Annotated in this window: 16 protein-coding genes; 8 read left to right on the top strand and 8 right to left on the bottom strand. The window is 64.8% G+C overall.

Translation table 11 applies throughout. From position 1 onward, the window contains the following. The 3 genes from BMX99_RS08675 to hemF all read left to right on the top strand — a co-directional run bounded on the left by BMX99_RS08675 (position 1) and on the right by hemF (position 2,843). Positions 1-1,014, top strand: coding sequence for a class I SAM-dependent methyltransferase (locus BMX99_RS08675; RefSeq protein ID WP_093450159.1), 1,014 nt, complete (start codon positions 1-3; stop codon positions 1,012-1,014). Positions 1,015-1,041: 27 nt separating this feature from the next. Next, positions 1,042-1,848, top strand: coding sequence for an SDR family NAD(P)-dependent oxidoreductase (locus BMX99_RS08670; protein ID WP_093450156.1), 807 nt, complete (start codon positions 1,042-1,044; stop codon positions 1,846-1,848). Positions 1,849-1,961: 113 nt separating this feature from the next. Next, the gene (gene hemF / locus BMX99_RS08665) at positions 1,962-2,843 is read left to right on the top strand and encodes an oxygen-dependent coproporphyrinogen oxidase (protein ID WP_409371771.1); all 882 of its coding nucleotides are present in this window, start codon (positions 1,962-1,964) and stop codon (positions 2,841-2,843) included. A gap of 131 nt (positions 2,844-2,974) precedes the next feature. Here the strand turns inward: hemF and BMX99_RS08660 are convergent, their stop codons facing one another. The 3 genes from BMX99_RS08660 to BMX99_RS08650 are packed head-to-tail and all read right to left on the bottom strand — an operon-like array spanning position 2,975 to position 5,403. Next, positions 2,975-4,639, bottom strand: coding sequence for a sensor histidine kinase (locus tag BMX99_RS08660; protein WP_170848687.1), 1,665 nt, complete (start codon positions 4,637-4,639; stop codon positions 2,975-2,977). Positions 4,640-4,693: 54 nt separating this feature from the next. After that, the gene (locus BMX99_RS08655; RefSeq protein ID WP_093450147.1) at positions 4,694-5,248 is read right to left on the bottom strand and encodes an RNA polymerase sigma factor; all 555 of its coding nucleotides are present in this window, start codon (positions 5,246-5,248) and stop codon (positions 4,694-4,696) included. Positions 5,249-5,250: 2 nt separating this feature from the next. Next, positions 5,251-5,403 carry a NepR family anti-sigma factor gene (locus BMX99_RS08650; protein ID WP_093450144.1) on the bottom strand — a complete coding sequence of 51 codons (153 nt, stop codon included), beginning with the start codon at positions 5,401-5,403 and terminating at the stop codon, positions 5,251-5,253. 101 nt (positions 5,404-5,504) lie between these two features. On the opposite strand from BMX99_RS08650, the gene BMX99_RS08645 reads away from it, so the two are divergent. Further along, a complete protein-coding gene (locus tag BMX99_RS08645; protein WP_093450140.1) occupies positions 5,505-6,317 on the top strand; it encodes a response regulator in 813 nt (270 codons plus the stop codon). Between the two features lie 83 nt (positions 6,318-6,400). On the opposite strand, the gene BMX99_RS08640 is transcribed toward BMX99_RS08645, so the two are convergent. Then, the gene (locus tag BMX99_RS08640; RefSeq protein WP_093450137.1) at positions 6,401-6,571 is read right to left on the bottom strand and encodes a DUF1328 domain-containing protein; all 171 of its coding nucleotides are present in this window, start codon (positions 6,569-6,571) and stop codon (positions 6,401-6,403) included. Between the two features lie 480 nt (positions 6,572-7,051). Here BMX99_RS08640 and BMX99_RS08635 point away from each other — a divergent pair, with 480 nt between their 5' ends. Both BMX99_RS08635 and BMX99_RS08630 read left to right on the top strand, forming a co-directional pair. Next, positions 7,052-7,243 carry a PLDc N-terminal domain-containing protein gene (locus BMX99_RS08635; RefSeq protein WP_170848686.1) on the top strand — a complete coding sequence of 64 codons (192 nt, stop codon included), beginning with the start codon at positions 7,052-7,054 and terminating at the stop codon, positions 7,241-7,243. 186 nt (positions 7,244-7,429) lie between these two features. Then, complete coding sequence (locus BMX99_RS08630; protein ID WP_093451255.1) at positions 7,430-8,278, top strand: YihY/virulence factor BrkB family protein; 849 nt, start codon at positions 7,430-7,432, stop codon at positions 8,276-8,278. A gap of 27 nt (positions 8,279-8,305) precedes the next feature. On the opposite strand, the gene hemE is transcribed toward BMX99_RS08630, so the two are convergent. Beyond that, positions 8,306-9,346 (bottom strand): uroporphyrinogen decarboxylase, encoded by a 1,041-nt coding sequence (hemE, locus tag BMX99_RS08625; protein ID WP_093450134.1) that lies wholly within the window; start codon positions 9,344-9,346, stop codon positions 8,306-8,308. A 95-nt stretch (positions 9,347-9,441) separates the two neighbouring features. Here hemE and hemC point away from each other — a divergent pair, with 95 nt between their 5' ends. Continuing rightward, positions 9,442-10,389 carry a hydroxymethylbilane synthase gene (gene hemC, locus BMX99_RS08620; RefSeq protein ID WP_093450130.1) on the top strand — a complete coding sequence of 316 codons (948 nt, stop codon included), beginning with the start codon at positions 9,442-9,444 and terminating at the stop codon, positions 10,387-10,389. Between the two features lie 56 nt (positions 10,390-10,445). On the opposite strand, the gene BMX99_RS08615 is transcribed toward hemC, so the two are convergent. The 3 genes from BMX99_RS08615 to BMX99_RS08605 form a co-directional block, all read right to left on the bottom strand. After that, complete coding sequence (locus BMX99_RS08615) at positions 10,446-10,922, bottom strand: hypothetical protein (protein WP_093450127.1); 477 nt, start codon at positions 10,920-10,922, stop codon at positions 10,446-10,448. Then, positions 10,922-11,404, bottom strand: coding sequence for an RNA pyrophosphohydrolase (locus BMX99_RS08610; RefSeq protein WP_093450124.1), 483 nt, complete (start codon positions 11,402-11,404; stop codon positions 10,922-10,924). The genes BMX99_RS08615 and BMX99_RS08610 overlap by 1 nt, the downstream gene beginning before the upstream one ends. A 109-nt stretch (positions 11,405-11,513) precedes the next feature. After that, a complete protein-coding gene (locus tag BMX99_RS08605; RefSeq protein ID WP_093450121.1) occupies positions 11,514-12,407 on the bottom strand; it encodes a LysR substrate-binding domain-containing protein in 894 nt (297 codons plus the stop codon). Positions 12,408-12,514: 107 nt separating this feature from the next. Between BMX99_RS08605 and BMX99_RS08600 the strand changes: the two genes are divergently transcribed. Further along, on the top strand, positions 12,515-13,741 hold the full coding sequence (locus BMX99_RS08600) for an acyl-CoA dehydrogenase (RefSeq protein ID WP_093451253.1): 1,227 nt from the start codon (positions 12,515-12,517) through the stop codon (positions 13,739-13,741). The last annotated feature ends 88 nt before the right edge of the window (positions 13,742-13,829 follow it).

Genomic DNA, 13,829 nt, shown 5'->3' with positions numbered 1-13,829 from the left:
TTGTCCTCTTATCCCAGGCTCGACATCGCGCTCGCCTCTGGCGGGCTGACCCTGCCCGAAGGCCGGATCGCCGTTCTGGGTCCGCGCGCGGGCGCGCCCCTTGACGCCCTGCCCAAAGACCGCACCGAGGTCATCACCGGGTTCTTCCCCGATCACCAGTATTTCGAACGCCAGGGGCTGACCTGCCGCACCGTGCCCGAGGGGCGCTATGACCTGGTGCTGGTCCTGCTGCCCCGCGCCAAGGCACTGGCCCGCGCCTGGATCGCCCAGGCGTCCGAGATCTGCGACGGCGTGATCGCCGTGGACGGCACCAAGGACGCAGGGATCGAATCCGTGCTGCGCGACTGCCGCAAGCGGGCCGAGGTCTCGGGCCCCGTGAACAAGGCGCATGGAAAACTGTTCTGGTTCGAAGGCGGCGATTTCGCCGACTGGGCGGCCGGCCCGCAGGTCTTGGAACAGGGGTTCCACACCGCGCCCGGCGTCTTTTCCGCCGACGGGATCGACCCGGCCTCGGCGCTGCTGGGGGCCTCTCTGCCGGAAAAGCTGGGGTCGCGGGTGATCGACCTGGGCGGCGGCTGGGGCTATCTGACCGCGCAGGTGCTGACCCGCGCCGGTGTCGCCCATGTGGACCTGGTCGAGGCCGACCATGCCGCGCTAGCCTGTGCCCGGCTGAACCTGACCGACCCGCGCGTCAGCTTCCACTGGGCCGATGCCACCGCCTGGTCGCCGCAGACCCGCGCCGATGCGGTGGTGATGAACCCGCCCTTCCATACCGAACGCAAGGCCGACCCCGAACTGGGCCGTGCCTTTATCCGCAAGGCCGCCGCAAGCCTGTCGCCGCGCGGCACCCTGTGGATGGTGGCCAACCGCCACCTGCCCTATGAACCCGTGCTGGCCGAGTGTTTTGCCGAACACGAAGAGATCGCCGGAACCGGTGCCTTCAAGGTCATCCGGGCCGCCGCGCCCCGTGGCCCCGGTGCCTCACGCCAGCTGCGGCGCAAACCCAGATCCTGATCCGGACCCTTCCGAAGGAGCATTCCCATGTCCTTTTCCATCGCCGGCAAGACGGCCATCGTCACCGGGGCCGCGAATGGCATCGGCCTGGCCATCGGCAAGCATTTTGCCGACCGCGGTGCCAACGTCATCTTCGCCGACCTCGATGAAGAGGCGCTGATCCGCGAGCTGGGCGAAAACCCCGAAAGCGAGAACATCCGCTATTTCGCCGGCGACCTGCGTGAAAAGCTGACCATCGCCAACCTGCTTTCGGCCACCATCGACGCCTTTGACCGGGTCGACATCCTGGTGAACGCCTCGCGGCAGGTGATCGTGTCGGACCCGCTGAACCCCGATGACGACGCGGTCGAGACGCTGCTGGAGCAGAACCTGAAGACCGCCCTGCGGCTGAGCCAGACCATCGCCAAGCGCATGATCAAGCAATCCGAGGAAGACGACCGCGAAGATGCGCCCGCCGGGTCCATCGTCAACCTGTCGTCCATCGCCGCGCGCCGGACCCACCCCGAGCTGCTGGCCTATTCGGTGTCGACCGCCGCGCTGGACCAGATGACCCGGTCGCTGGCCGTGGCCCTGGCCCCGCATCGCATCCGGGTGAACGCCCTGGCCTTCGGGTCCGTGATGAGCGAGAGCCTGAAGACCACGCTGAAGGACCACAGCGAGTTCCGCAGCGACATCGAGGATCACACGCCGCTGAACCGCATCGCCGCCGCCGGAGAGCTGGCCGAGGCCGCGCAATACCTGGCCTGCGACGCATCAAGCTTCATGACCGGCCAGGTGATCACCGTGGACGGCGGGCGCACCCTGCTGGATCCGGTCGCCGCACCCGCGCATTGATCGCGGTGCTTTGACTGGGGCGCATTAACCGGGACGCAGGCGAGGCGTCGACGAAGGGACGCCTCCGGCGGGAGTATTTTGGGCAAGATGATCATGGGGGGTGTCGCAGGATGATGCAGTCAGAGAAAGAGCGGGCCTCGGGATGGTTCCGGCAGCTGCGGGACGAGATCGTCGCCGCCTTTGAAGGTCTTGAGGACAGCCAGGACAGTGGGCCGACGGCGGATCGCGCCCCCGGCCGGTTCGAGGTGACCGAGACCCGGCGCGAGGCCCCGGCAGGTGGCGATGCCGGCGGCGGTCTTATGAGCGTGATGCGCGGCGGCCGGGTCTTCGAGAAGGTCGGCGTCAATGTCTCGACCGTCTATGGCGAACTGGGAGCCGAGGCGCAGGCCGCCATGGCGGCACGCAAGGGGCTGCCCGGCATGAAGGATGATCCGCGGTTCTGGGCCTCGGGCATTTCGCTGGTGGCGCATATGCAGAACCCGCATTGCCCGGCCGTCCATATGAACACGCGCATGTTCTGGACCCCGCATGGCTGGTGGTTCGGCGGCGGGTCGGACCTGAACCCCTGTATCGAATATGCCGAGGACACCACACATTTCCACGCCGTTCAAAAGGCCCATTGCGATCCGCACGGGGCGGGCGAATATGACCGGCTGAAGGCCTGGGCGGACGAGTATTTCTATATCCCGCACCGCCACCGGGCGCGCGGGGTCGGCGGGATTTTCCTGGACGATCATTGCACCGGCGACTGGGAGGCGGACTTCGCCTTTGTCCAGGATATCGGCCGGGCCTTCCTGCCCGCCTATCTGCCGCTGATCGAAAAGCGCCGGGTCCAGCCCTGGGACGAGGCCGACAAGGACGCCCAGCTGGTGCATCGCGGGCTCTATGCCGAATACAACCTGGTCTATGACCGGGGCACGAAGTTCGGCCTGGCCACCGGGCATGACGCCAACGCGGTGCTGATGTCGCTGCCGCCCATGGCGAAATGGACCTGATCCGGCGAGGGCGCGGTTTCTTCGGGGCAAACCTGATCAAATGGACCTGACCAAATGGGCCTGAGTGATCGGGCCCTTTAGTTGGGGGCACCAGACAGCGCCGGATCCGCGTTGCGGCCCGGGCGCGGGCCTTAGCCCGCCCGGTTCAGATCGATGTTCACCTGAAGCGTATAGCTGTCGGAGGTTTCAAGCAGCTCGGGTCGCGTGCCCAGCTGCATGGCGAAGGCGTCGATCAGCTGACGGCCCAGGCCGGTGCTGGCCTTCACCTCGGTCTCGGGGTCGCGGATGCCCTTGGAATTCGACACCGCAAAGCTGCAGGTTCCTTCGCCGGTGTTGCGCAGAGAGATGCGGATCCAGGGTTTCGTGCCCTGTTCGACGGCACCCATGTACTTGATCGCATTGGTGACCGTTTCCGTCGCCAGAAGCGACAGCGGCACCGCCTGTTCGGGCGAGAGCACGACCTCTTCGATGTCCACCTCGACCTCGACCTTGCTGTCCTGGGGCAGCGCGGAAAATACGATCTGATCCAGGATGTCTTCCAGCAGACCATCGGCGCGCAGGTTGGCTAGCCGCGCAGTGTGATAGAGGTTCGAATGCACCGTGGCGAGGCCCATGACCCGGTCCTGGATACGGCGCAGGGTCGACTTCGTCTCGGTCTGGGCGGCCTTGCGGACCTCCATGTTGATGATCGACGCGATGAGCTGAAGGTTGTTCTTCACCCGGTGGTGGACCTCTTTCAGCAGGATGTTCTTTTCGTGCAGGTTGTTTTCCAGCTCGGCCGTGTCGCGGGTGATGCGTTCGACCATCGTGTCGAAGGTTTCCTCCATCTGCACCAGTTCGGCGGGGGCGCGCCCGGTGGTCAGGATGCCGGCGACGGGCGGCGTCTGATCCAGCGTGAAGCGGCGCATCTTGTGGCGCAGGTTCCGCACATGCCGGATCACCAGACGGTGCACGGCGAAATAGGCGACCACCAGCGACACCACCCACATCAGCAGCGGGAAGATCAGGGCCGACCGGCTGATCAGCCATTGATCGCCCGAGCCGACCTCGGCCGGCCAGACCGAGACGGCAAAGACGATGCCCGGGATGATCGGCGTGGTCGAATAGACCCGTGCCACCCCGTTGCGATCCGTGGCCCGGAACGAGGTGAACTGACGATACAGCTGGGAATTCAGGTCGCGAAAGGCCGGCAACCGGTCCGAGGCCGTGTCGAAATCGCCCATGGCCAGCAGCACTTCGCCGTTGCGGTTGATCGTCAACAGGTCGACCGGCCTGGTCGGGCCATTGAAATTCGGCTCGAACCGGGCATTGGCGCGCGGCAGCGACAGCGACACGAAGCCAAGGTAGACGCCGTTTTCATAGACCGGCTGCGCGATCAGCATGACCGACTGCTTGGTCACCGTGCCGCTTTCGGTGCCGTTCATGCGCGGGCGCGGATCGGACTGGAAATCCTTGTAGGTCTGCGTGCGGCGGAAATCGAAGATCTCGCCCCGCGAATTGCAGCGCGACACGCCATTGGGTTCGACAAAGACCGCCAGCGTAAAGGCGGGGTGCGAACGGATGAATCCCTCCATCAGCGTCGAACAGGCCCCCTGGTCGTCCTGCATGGCAATCAGCGCCCCGCCCAGAACCCGGGCCGAGGCGAAGCCTTCGTGGATCAGGTCGCTTTGCCGTTCGGTCGCCGTCACGGTCTGCCCAAGATAGGCAGACCGGGTCAGCGCCTCGGCATTTTCGACCACCGAAAGGGTCTGGGACAGGGAGATCAGGCCAATGGGCAACAGGGCGATGGACAGCATCGCCACCATCCGGACGCCCAGCCTGTCAGCAAAGGGGAGCTTCAAATTCCAGCCTCACATCGACTTCATGTTCGCAGCGGACATGACGGCCATCGTCGACTGGTCCGTCAGTTCCATCGCGTCATCCTCGCCGATGCTCAGCAGCTCGCTCAGCTTGGCGCGCCCACGGTTGGCGCGGCTCTTGATCGTGCCCACGGCGCAGCCGCACATGTCGGCCGCTTCTTCGTAGGAAAACCCCGAAGCCCCGACCAGCAGCAGCGCTTCGCGCTGTTCATCAGGCAGCGTGGCAAAGGCCTTTTCGAAATCCTTCATGGCCAGGCGACCGTCGTGATCGGGCTTGGTGGCAAGGTTGGCGGAAAACACGCCGTCCACATCGGCAACTTCGCGGCCCGAACGGCGGCGGGCGGAATAGAAGGTGTTGCGCAGGATGGTGAACAGCCAGGCGCGCAGGTTCGTGCCGACCTTGAACTTGTCCATGTTCGTCCAGGCCTTGACGATGGTATCCTGCACCAGGTCATCCGCCTGGGCAGAGTTTCGGCAAAGGCTCATGGCAAAGGCCCGGAGGGAGGGAAGATGCTCGACCAGCTCTTCGCGAGGATCGGTGCTCATGGTCACACCTCTTTGCCCGGTTCCTGCTTCTTCAGCTGATCCAGCAGCTGCTTGAAGCGATCGGGCAGGTCTTCTTCCAGATTCTGTTGATAAACACGCTTCAGATTCTCGTCGATCTGCCTCAGCACGTGTTCATTTTCGTTGTCGTGAGCCATGAGTTGTTCGGACCGTTATCAGGTTTTTTTGCATTTTCCGGGAACCTAACGCTTCTGGATCACGTTGGGTTCCAAGAAAACTTGAAAAGGTGCAGAAAAAAATGAACCAAACGGTGGGGTCCGAAGAATTTGCCCTGAACGTCGCGATAGAACTGCCGTACCTGCGGCGCTACGCGCGGGCACTGACCGGCAGCCAGACGTCTGGCGACAATTACGCCGCCGCCACACTGGAAGCGATGTTGCAGGATCCCGATTTCGTGGACCGCAACAAATCGACCCGTGTGGCGCTTTTTGGCGCCTTCCATGCGATCTGGATTTCCTCCGGCTCTCCGGTGACCACGGATGAGACGGGGATCGCGGCCAAGGCGCAGGATCACCTGCGCACGCTGACGCCGAACACGCGCGAGGCGCTGCTGCTGTCCACGATCGAGGAATTCTCGTTCGACCAGATCGGAGAGATCATGAGCGTCGCCCCGGCCGAGGCCGAGGAACTGGTGCGCATCGCGCAGCGCGAACTGGCGCAAAGCGTCACGGGCCGCGTCATGATCATCGAGGACGAGGCGATCATCGCCATGGATCTGCAATCCATCGTTTCGGAAATGGGTCACGCGGTCACCGGCGTCGCCCGCACCCGCGACGAAGCGGTCGCCCTGGGCAAATCCGAACGCCCCGACCTGATCTTTGCCGACATCCAGCTGGCCGACAATTCCTCGGGTATCGATGCGGTGAACGACCTTCTGGCCGCGCTTGGCGATGTGCCGGTGATCTTCATCACCGCCTATCCCGAACGTCTTCTGACTGGCGAAAAGGCGGAACCCGCCTTCCTGATCACCAAACCCTACACCGAGGAACAGGTGCGCCTTGCCGCAAGCCAGGCGATGTTCTTCTCCTCGACCGAGACGCTGAAAAGCTGATCGGATACCCCCCTCCTCACAAGTCACGAAAATTGAAAGGGCGGCCAGATTGGCCGCCCTTTCTGCGTGATGTCTGTCGTGGGTTACGGCGTGCGGCCGCGCAGAGCCCGGGCCACCATCGCGACGATGAACAGCACGAGGAAGATGACGAACAGCACCTGGGCGATCCCTGCGGATGCGCTGGCGATGCCGCCAAAGCCGAAGACAGCGGCCACGATGGCCACGACAAAGAAAATTACAGCCCAATAAAGCATTGGTTTTCCTTTCGAATTTCCGATTACATGGTCGTTCCTAGTCTGCTGGAACAACCGGCATACCGGGGATTCGGTTCCCACGATCCGTCACAAATTCGACATGCCCCCTTGTTGGCCCCCTGTTTGCGGGCACCCAGTTTGGGGCCGATCAAGGCACGGGATCTGGCCCTTCCGGACCGCGCTGCATGGGCCGGAAACCGCCCCGCCACCCGGCCCGGATCGCGGCGCGAAATCAGGCCATCAAACCGCCCCGAAATTTTTTTAATTTTTTTTCGGAACCAAAGCCCGGGGGGCGTAGTTAACCCTGCAAGACGCCCCCAAGCGTCTGTCCCGCAAGGCTGGCGGGAATTCCCCGACTTTACCTCTCCCGCCAGCCCTACCCCCCCTTCAAGTCCTTACGAAAAAACGCCTTTCCAAGGGAACCAAGCCCGTGTTCACGGCGTTGTGTTCCCAATACGAGATCATCGACAGGAGATCATTATGTTGGAAGTGTCCGGCCTTGGCGGCCTCATCATTCTGGCCCTCGACATCTGGGCCATCGTTTCGATCATCAGCTCCGGTACGACCACCGGCAAGAAAGTGCTCTGGACCCTGCTGGTCCTGCTTCTGCCGGTCCTGGGCTTCATCATCTGGCTGGTCGCGGGTCCGCGCAGCCGGTCTTCGATGGCCTAAACCTTATTCCATGACCTTTGCCTTGCAGACGACATCGGGCCGCGCCTTCGGGTGCGGCCTTTTTCGTCGTCTGTCGCCGGCGCGCCCGGCGCGGTCCGGCCCCCGCACCATAGCGAACCCGGACCGGCATGGTGCATTGCCATTGCGCGGCACATCACTAGGGTGACCCGCAAGGACAGGATGCTGATGACATTTTCCGATACAAAACGGCTGCTTGGCGGCGTCGCCACCCAGATCGGCGAAAAGAACCTGTCGCTGATCGCGGCGGGCGTGGCGTTTTTCGGGATGCTGGCGCTGTTTCCGGCCATGGCCGCAATCATTGCCATCTGGGGGCTGATGTCGGATCCGCATGTGCTGATCGAACAGCTGGACCTGATCCGCAATCTTCTGCCCGACGAGGTCGTGCGCCTGATCGAGAACCAGATCAACGCGCTGTCGACCACCAGTGGGGACAAGCTGGGCTGGGCGGGGCTGATCTCGACCGCGCTGGCGATCTGGTCGGCGCGCTCGGGCGTGGCGGCTTTGATCCTGGGGCTGAACGCGATCCACGGACGCAAGAACCGCAATTCCCTGCGGCATTACCTGACGGCGCTTGGCCTGACTGTGGCGCTTCTGGGCGTGTCGTTCGTCACCCTGTCGGCGGTGGTGATCGTGCCGATCATCTTCGCCATCGTGCCGCTTGGCCCCATCACCGCCCTGATGGTCGAGGCCTTCCGCTGGTGTGCGGCGATCTTCGTCCTGATGGCGGGGCTGGCGGTGATTTATCGTTATGGGCCCAACAACCGGGGCGAACGGCTGCGCTGGATCACGCCGGGCGCAGTGCTGGCCGTCGCGCTTTGGGCGGTGGCCAGCTATGGGTTTTCTCTCTACCTGACGAATTTCGGCAATTACAACGAGGTCTACGGATCCATCGGCGCGGCCGTGGCCATGCTGATGTGGCTGTTCATCAGCGCCTTCCTGATCCTTCTGGGGGCCGTGGTGAACCTGCAGCTGACCGCCATCGCCCCCCCGGCCGCGGACGCCAAGGGGTCGTGATCTGGTTTTGACGGGGTCGGTCCGGGCTTAGCCGCGCCCGGAATTCCGCACCGTGTCGATCATCAGCTGAACATTCTCGGGGTCCGCATCCGGCGTGATCCCGTGGCCCAAGTTGAAGATATGCGGCCCGCCCTGGAACGCCTGAACGATCTCGCGGGTCTCGTCGATCAGCGCTTGGCCGCCCGTCACCATATGCGACGACGCCAGGTTGCCCTGAACACAGCCGTCGACCTGCACATGGTCTGCCGCCCATTGGGCCGACACGGAATTGTCCAGCGCGACGCAATCCGCGCCCGTTGCCTTGGCAAAACCGACATAGCGGTCCCCCGCTTCGCGCGGGAAGGCGATGACGGGAATGCCGGGATGACGCGCCTTGAGCTCGGCGATGATCCGGCGGGCGGGCTGCAGGGCGAAATCGTCGAAATCCTGGCCCTTCAGCGATCCGGCCCAGCTGTCGAACAGCTTGACCACCTCGGCCCCGGCCTCGATCTGGCGCGAGAGGTATTCGATCGTGCCCTCGGTCAGCAGGTCGATCAGCCCGGCAAAAAGCGCGCGGTTTTCGTCCTTCAGCGCATGCGCCGGCCCCTGGTCCGGGGTGCCGCGCCCGGCCACCATATAGGTGGCCACGGTCCAGGGCGCGCCGGCGAAACCGATCAGCGTCGTCTCCTGCGGCAATTCGCGCGACAGGATCGACACGGTCTCATAGATCGGCGACAGGACCTCGTGCACGTCGGACGCGGGCTTCAGCGCGTCGAAATCCGCCTGAGACGTCACCGTCGACAGCCGCGGGCCTTCGCCGGTGACGAACCACAGGTCCGCGCCAAGCGCCTGGGGCAGCAGCAGGATGTCGGCGAAAAGGATAGCCGCATCAAAGCCATAGCGGCGGATCGGCTGAAGGGTCACCTCGGCCGCAAGCTCCGGGTTGTAGCACAGCGACAGGAAGTCGCCCGCCTGCGCCCGGGTGGCGCGGTATTCCGGCAGATAGCGGCCCGCCTGGCGCATCATCCAGATCGGCGGCACGTCCTGGGCTTCTCCGCGCAGGGCTTTCAGGATTGTCTTGTCGGTCATGGCATCCTCCGTCGCCCCCTCTCGTCGCCGCGCACAGGCCGGAAGTCAAGCATCCCCCACTTGCAGGGGCGAAGTGCCACGTCTACACCATCGCCATGACACGCGAATTCCCCTCTCCGGACCGTCCGCTGAAGATCGGCACCCGTGGTTCCCCGCTGGCGCTGGCGCAGGCCCATGAAACCCGCGACCGCCTGGCCGCGGCCTTTTCCCTGCCCGCCGAGGCCTTCGAGGTCTGCGTGATCCAGACCACCGGCGACCGGATCATCGACCGCCCGCTGAAGGAAATCGGCGGCAAGGGTCTGTTCACGCGGGAAATCGAACAGGCGATGCTGCGCGGTGACATCGACATCGCGGTGCATTCCATGAAGGACATGCCCGTCCTGCAGCCCGAGGGGCTGGTGCTGGACTGCTACCTGCCGCGCGAAGACGTGCGCGATGCCTTCGTGTCGAACGATTTCAAGACGCTGGCCGATGTGCCTTCGGGGGCCAAGGTCGGAACCTCTTCCCTGCGCCGCCGCGCCCAGCTGCTGGTGCGCCGCCCCGACCTTGAGGTCGTGGAATTCCGCGGCAACGTGCAGACCCGCCTGCGCAAACTGTCGGACGGGGTCGCCGTGGCGACCTTCCTGGCCATGGCCGGGCTGAACCGCCTGGACCGCGCCGATGTGGCGCAATCAGCGCTTTCGCCCGAAGATATGCTTCCCGCCGTCGCCCAGGGGGCCATCGGGATCGAGCGTCGGGCCGATGACCACACCACCGGCGAGATGCTGGAAGCCATCCACCACAAGCCGACCGAGCACCGCCTTGCGGCCGAGCGCGCCTTCCTGGCGGCGCTGGATGGATCCTGCGAGACCCCGATCGCCGGCCTGGCCGAGCTGGACGGCGGCACCCTGCGCCTGCGCGGAGAGATCCTGCGCCCGGACGGAAGCGAAGCCCTGAACGACGACCGCAGCGCCCCGATCGAAGACGGGGCCGAGCTGGGCCGCACCATGGCCATGGACCTTCTGGCGCAGGCCGGGGACGGGTTCTTCGATTTCCGCAGCTGAGGTCGCCGGGTCAATTTCCGGGCCAATGTTCGGGCCTGTTACGGCCCGGGGCTGGCCTACTGCCCGGCCTCACAGGAACCACCGGTGTGACAGATGGTGACGGCCGCGATCTGGTCGTCGCGCGGATCCTGGAACATCCAGCCGCCACAGGGCGGCAGATCCAGCACATAGCCCGTGGGCGTTTCCTTCAGGAAGGCCAGAACCTGCGTGCCGCTTTCGGGGGGGGACGAACACCAGACGCTGACGCAGGACAGCGCAAGGGTGACCGGGATGTCCATAGGTTCGGAAAACGCGCTGCTTTTCAGGAAATGGCCCGTGATCCGGGCAGGCACCTGCGTGGCCTCTTGGATCGTGCCGGATCCGGCGTCATGGGTCAGTTCCCCCGTCACAACCAGATAGGCCTCGTCCGAAGCGGCGGCCTGGGCATAGCTGCGGGCGGGGTTGGGTTGCAGGCAGGACAGCGCCTGCGCCGCACCCGCCGACAGGCTGGCCATCAGCGCCAGCCCCGTTCCCAATGCCCGCAAGGCCGGCATCAGATCTTGTCTCCCAGTTCGGCCAGAACGCGGGCGTAGACCTCGCGCTTGAAGGGCACGATGTTGGCCTCAAGTTCCTCCGGGGGGAGCCAGCGCCATTCGGAAAACTCGGGGTGGTCGGTGACGATGTTCACATCCGCATCCGTGCCATTGAACCGCATCAGGAACCATTTCTGTTCCTGCCCGCGAAAGCGCCCCTTCCAGATGCGCGGCACCAGGTCGTGCGGCAGATCATAGGGCACCCAGTCAGAGGTTTCGGCCAGAATCTCGACCTTGTCGGCGGTGACCCCGGTTTCTTCCCAAAGCTCGCGCAGGGCCGCGTCGCGCGGATCCTCGCCCTTGTCGACACCGCCCTGGGGCATCTGCCAGGCGGGACCGGGGTTGTCGATCCGCTGACCGACAAAGACATGGCCCTGGGCATTGGCCAGCATGACGCCGACACAGGGCCGATAGGGCAGTTGGGAAATCTCTTCGGGGGTCATCGGCTCTCCTTCCGTTTGAGCCTAGAGATGCCCGTGCCGGTGTGAAATCACAAGTCCGGGATGCGCGGCTCGTCGCGCCCTGACGTGCGCGCCTCGCCACGGGCGGGTGTCAGGCCCAGATGCCTTCGATCTCGGCCCTAAGCCAGTCGCGGAAACGGGCGAAATGCGGCAGGTCGCGGCTTTGGTCCGGGTAGATCAGCGTATAGGCCTGACCGGTGGCGAAATCGCCGGGCACCGCGCGCAAAAGATCCCCCCGGTCAAGCGCGGCGCGGGCCAGGATTTCCGGCACCAGGGCCACCCCCAGCCCGGCCTGGGCGGCATCCAGCACCATGTCGAAATGGTCGAACCGGGCACCACGCAGCGCCAGCCGCGGATCCAGCCCCTGCGCCCGGCACCAGTCTGGCCAGAGCGTCGGCCGGGTGGATTGCTGCAAGAGCGGCAGGCGCAGCACGTCCTGCGGCGACAGCGGCCCCGAGACCAGCGAGGGCGCGGCCAGCACGGCCAGTTCTTCGTCCAGAAGGTGATCATGCGCGGCCCCGCTGGCGCGGTGGTGCGTCCGCTGGATGGCCACGTCGAAGGGATCGAGCGCAAAATCCACCGGGGTCAGCCGCGCCGCCATGTCGATCGACAGATCCGGCATGGTCGCCTGGAAGGCGCGCAGCCGGGGGATCAGCCAGAGCCGCCCGAAGGTCGGCAACACCGCGATCCGCAGCACCCGCGCCTGGCCACCGAAGGCCATGACGGTCATCGCGGCCTCGTTCAGCTGATCCAGCAGCGGTGCGGCTTCGCGCAGGAAGGCGCGGCCGGCGTCCGACAGGGTCAGCCGCTGGCGGGCGCGCAGGAAAAGCGGCACGCCCAGCTTGGCCTCGAGCCCGCCGATCGCGCGGCTGACCGCGCTTTGGGTGCGGCCCAGCACCTCGGCGGCGCGGATCGTGGTGCCGGACTGGGCACAGGCGCAGAAGGCCTCCAACTCGGCCAGGGTGGGGGTGTAGCTATGGCGCATGGGCGGGACATCTATGCATGAAACTCATCAAGTTCAGAGGATAACTTGTTATCCAGCGCCCGACCACCCCGCTATACACATCATCAAACTCATAAGGAGAGAGTATGATGCCCGATGATGCACGCCCCGTCCTGAAGGACAAGGACCGCCCGAACATGTCCAGCTTTAACTGGGAAGACCCCTTCCTGCTGAACGAACAGCTGGAAGAAGACGAACGCATGATCGGTGAAAGCGCGCGCGCCTTTTCGCAGGATCGCCTCGCCTCGCGGGTTGAGAAGATGTACCTGGAAGAAGGTGTCGACCCCGAGATTTTCGCCGAAATGGGCGAAGCCGGCATGCTGGGCGTCACGGTTCCCGAACAATACGGCGGCCTGGGCTCGGGCTATGTATCCTACGGGCTGGTCGCCCGCGAGGTCGAGCGCGTCGATTCGGGCTTCCGGTCCATGTGCTCGGTCCAGTCGAGCCTGGTGATGTACCCGATCTATGCCTATGGCTCGGAAGAGCAGCGCATGAAGTACCTGCCGAAACTGGCCAGCGGCGAATGGATCGGCTGCTTTGGCCTGACCGAGCCCGACGCAGGGTCCGACCCCGCCGGCATGAAGACCCGCGCCAAGAAGACCGAAGGCGGCTATGTGCTGAACGGCGCGAAGATGTGGATTTCCAACGCGCCGATCGCGGATGTCTTCGTGGTCTGGGCCAAGTCCGACGCCCATGACGGTGCGATCCGCGGCTTCATCCTGGAAAAGGGCATGAAGGGCCTGAGCGCACCGAAGATCGGCGGCAAACTGTCCCTGCGCGCCTCGATCACCGGCGAAGTGGTCATGGACAACGTGGAAGTGGGCGAAGAAGCCCTGCTGCCGCATGTGTCGGGCCTGAAGGGTCCGTTCGGCTGTTTGAACCGCGCCCGCTATGGCATCGCCTGGGGCGTCATGGGGGCGGCCGAGGATTGCTGGCTGCAGTCGCGCCAGTACGGTCTGGACCGCAAGCAGTTCAACAAGCCCCTGGCCGGCACCCAGCTGTACCAGAAGAAGCTGGCCGACATGCAGACCGAGATCACCCTGGGCCTGCAGGCCGCGCTGCGCGTGGGTCGCCTGTTCGACCAGGCGAAGGCCGCGCCCGAGATGGTGTCGATCATCAAGCGCAACAACTGCGGCAAGGCGCTGGACATCGCCCGGATCGCCCGTGACATGCACGGCGGCAACGGCATCCAGATCGAATACAAGGTCATGCGCCATGCCGCGAACCTGGAAACCGTGAACACCTATGAAGGCACCCATGACGTGCACGCCCTGATCCTGGGCCGTGCGCAGACCGGGCTGCAGGCGTTTTTCTGAGACGACGCGCCTCTCGGGGGCTGTCAGGCAGCCTCCGGCGGGAGTATTTATGGCAAGATGATCGAGGGGGGCCTGTGATGGGCCCCCT

The sequence above is a fragment of the Pseudooceanicola nitratireducens genome (genome assembly GCF_900109195.1).
GTDB lineage: Bacteria > Pseudomonadota > Alphaproteobacteria > Rhodobacterales > Rhodobacteraceae > Pseudooceanicola > Pseudooceanicola nitratireducens.
The sequence above is the reverse complement of the archived record's forward strand: the minus strand, read 5'-3'. Positions and strand labels throughout refer to the sequence as shown.

What these genes read in the sequence shown, in the direction of transcription:
- BMX99_RS08670 (WP_093450156.1), top strand. Translation starts at nt 1,042, where the DNA reads ATGTCCTTTTCCATCGCCGGCAAGACGGCCATCGTCACCGGGGCCGCG.
- hemF (WP_409371771.1), top strand. Translation starts at nt 1,962, where the DNA reads ATGCAGTCAGAGAAAGAGCGGGCCTCGGGATGGTTCCGGCAGCTGCGG.
- BMX99_RS08660 (WP_170848687.1), bottom strand. Translation starts at nt 4,639, where the DNA reads ATGCTGTCCATCGCCCTGTTGCCCATTGGCCTGATCTCCCTGTCCCAG.
- BMX99_RS08655 (WP_093450147.1), bottom strand. Translation starts at nt 5,248, where the DNA reads ATGAGCACCGATCCTCGCGAAGAGCTGGTCGAGCATCTTCCCTCCCTC.
- BMX99_RS08650 (WP_093450144.1), bottom strand. Translation starts at nt 5,403, where the DNA reads ATGGCTCACGACAACGAAAATGAACACGTGCTGAGGCAGATCGACGAG.
- BMX99_RS08645 (WP_093450140.1), top strand. Translation starts at nt 5,505, where the DNA reads ATGAACCAAACGGTGGGGTCCGAAGAATTTGCCCTGAACGTCGCGATA.
- BMX99_RS08640 (WP_093450137.1), bottom strand. Translation starts at nt 6,571, where the DNA reads ATGCTTTATTGGGCTGTAATTTTCTTTGTCGTGGCCATCGTGGCCGCT.
- BMX99_RS08635 (WP_170848686.1), top strand. Translation starts at nt 7,052, where the DNA reads ATGTTGGAAGTGTCCGGCCTTGGCGGCCTCATCATTCTGGCCCTCGAC.
- BMX99_RS08630 (WP_093451255.1), top strand. Translation starts at nt 7,430, where the DNA reads ATGACATTTTCCGATACAAAACGGCTGCTTGGCGGCGTCGCCACCCAG.
- hemE (WP_093450134.1), bottom strand. Translation starts at nt 9,346, where the DNA reads ATGACCGACAAGACAATCCTGAAAGCCCTGCGCGGAGAAGCCCAGGAC.
- hemC (WP_093450130.1), top strand. Translation starts at nt 9,442, where the DNA reads ATGACACGCGAATTCCCCTCTCCGGACCGTCCGCTGAAGATCGGCACC.
- BMX99_RS08615 (WP_093450127.1), bottom strand. Translation starts at nt 10,922, where the DNA reads ATGCCGGCCTTGCGGGCATTGGGAACGGGGCTGGCGCTGATGGCCAGC.
- BMX99_RS08610 (WP_093450124.1), bottom strand. Translation starts at nt 11,404, where the DNA reads ATGACCCCCGAAGAGATTTCCCAACTGCCCTATCGGCCCTGTGTCGGC.
- BMX99_RS08605 (WP_093450121.1), bottom strand. Translation starts at nt 12,407, where the DNA reads ATGCGCCATAGCTACACCCCCACCCTGGCCGAGTTGGAGGCCTTCTGC.
- BMX99_RS08600 (WP_093451253.1), top strand. Translation starts at nt 12,515, where the DNA reads ATGCCCGATGATGCACGCCCCGTCCTGAAGGACAAGGACCGCCCGAAC.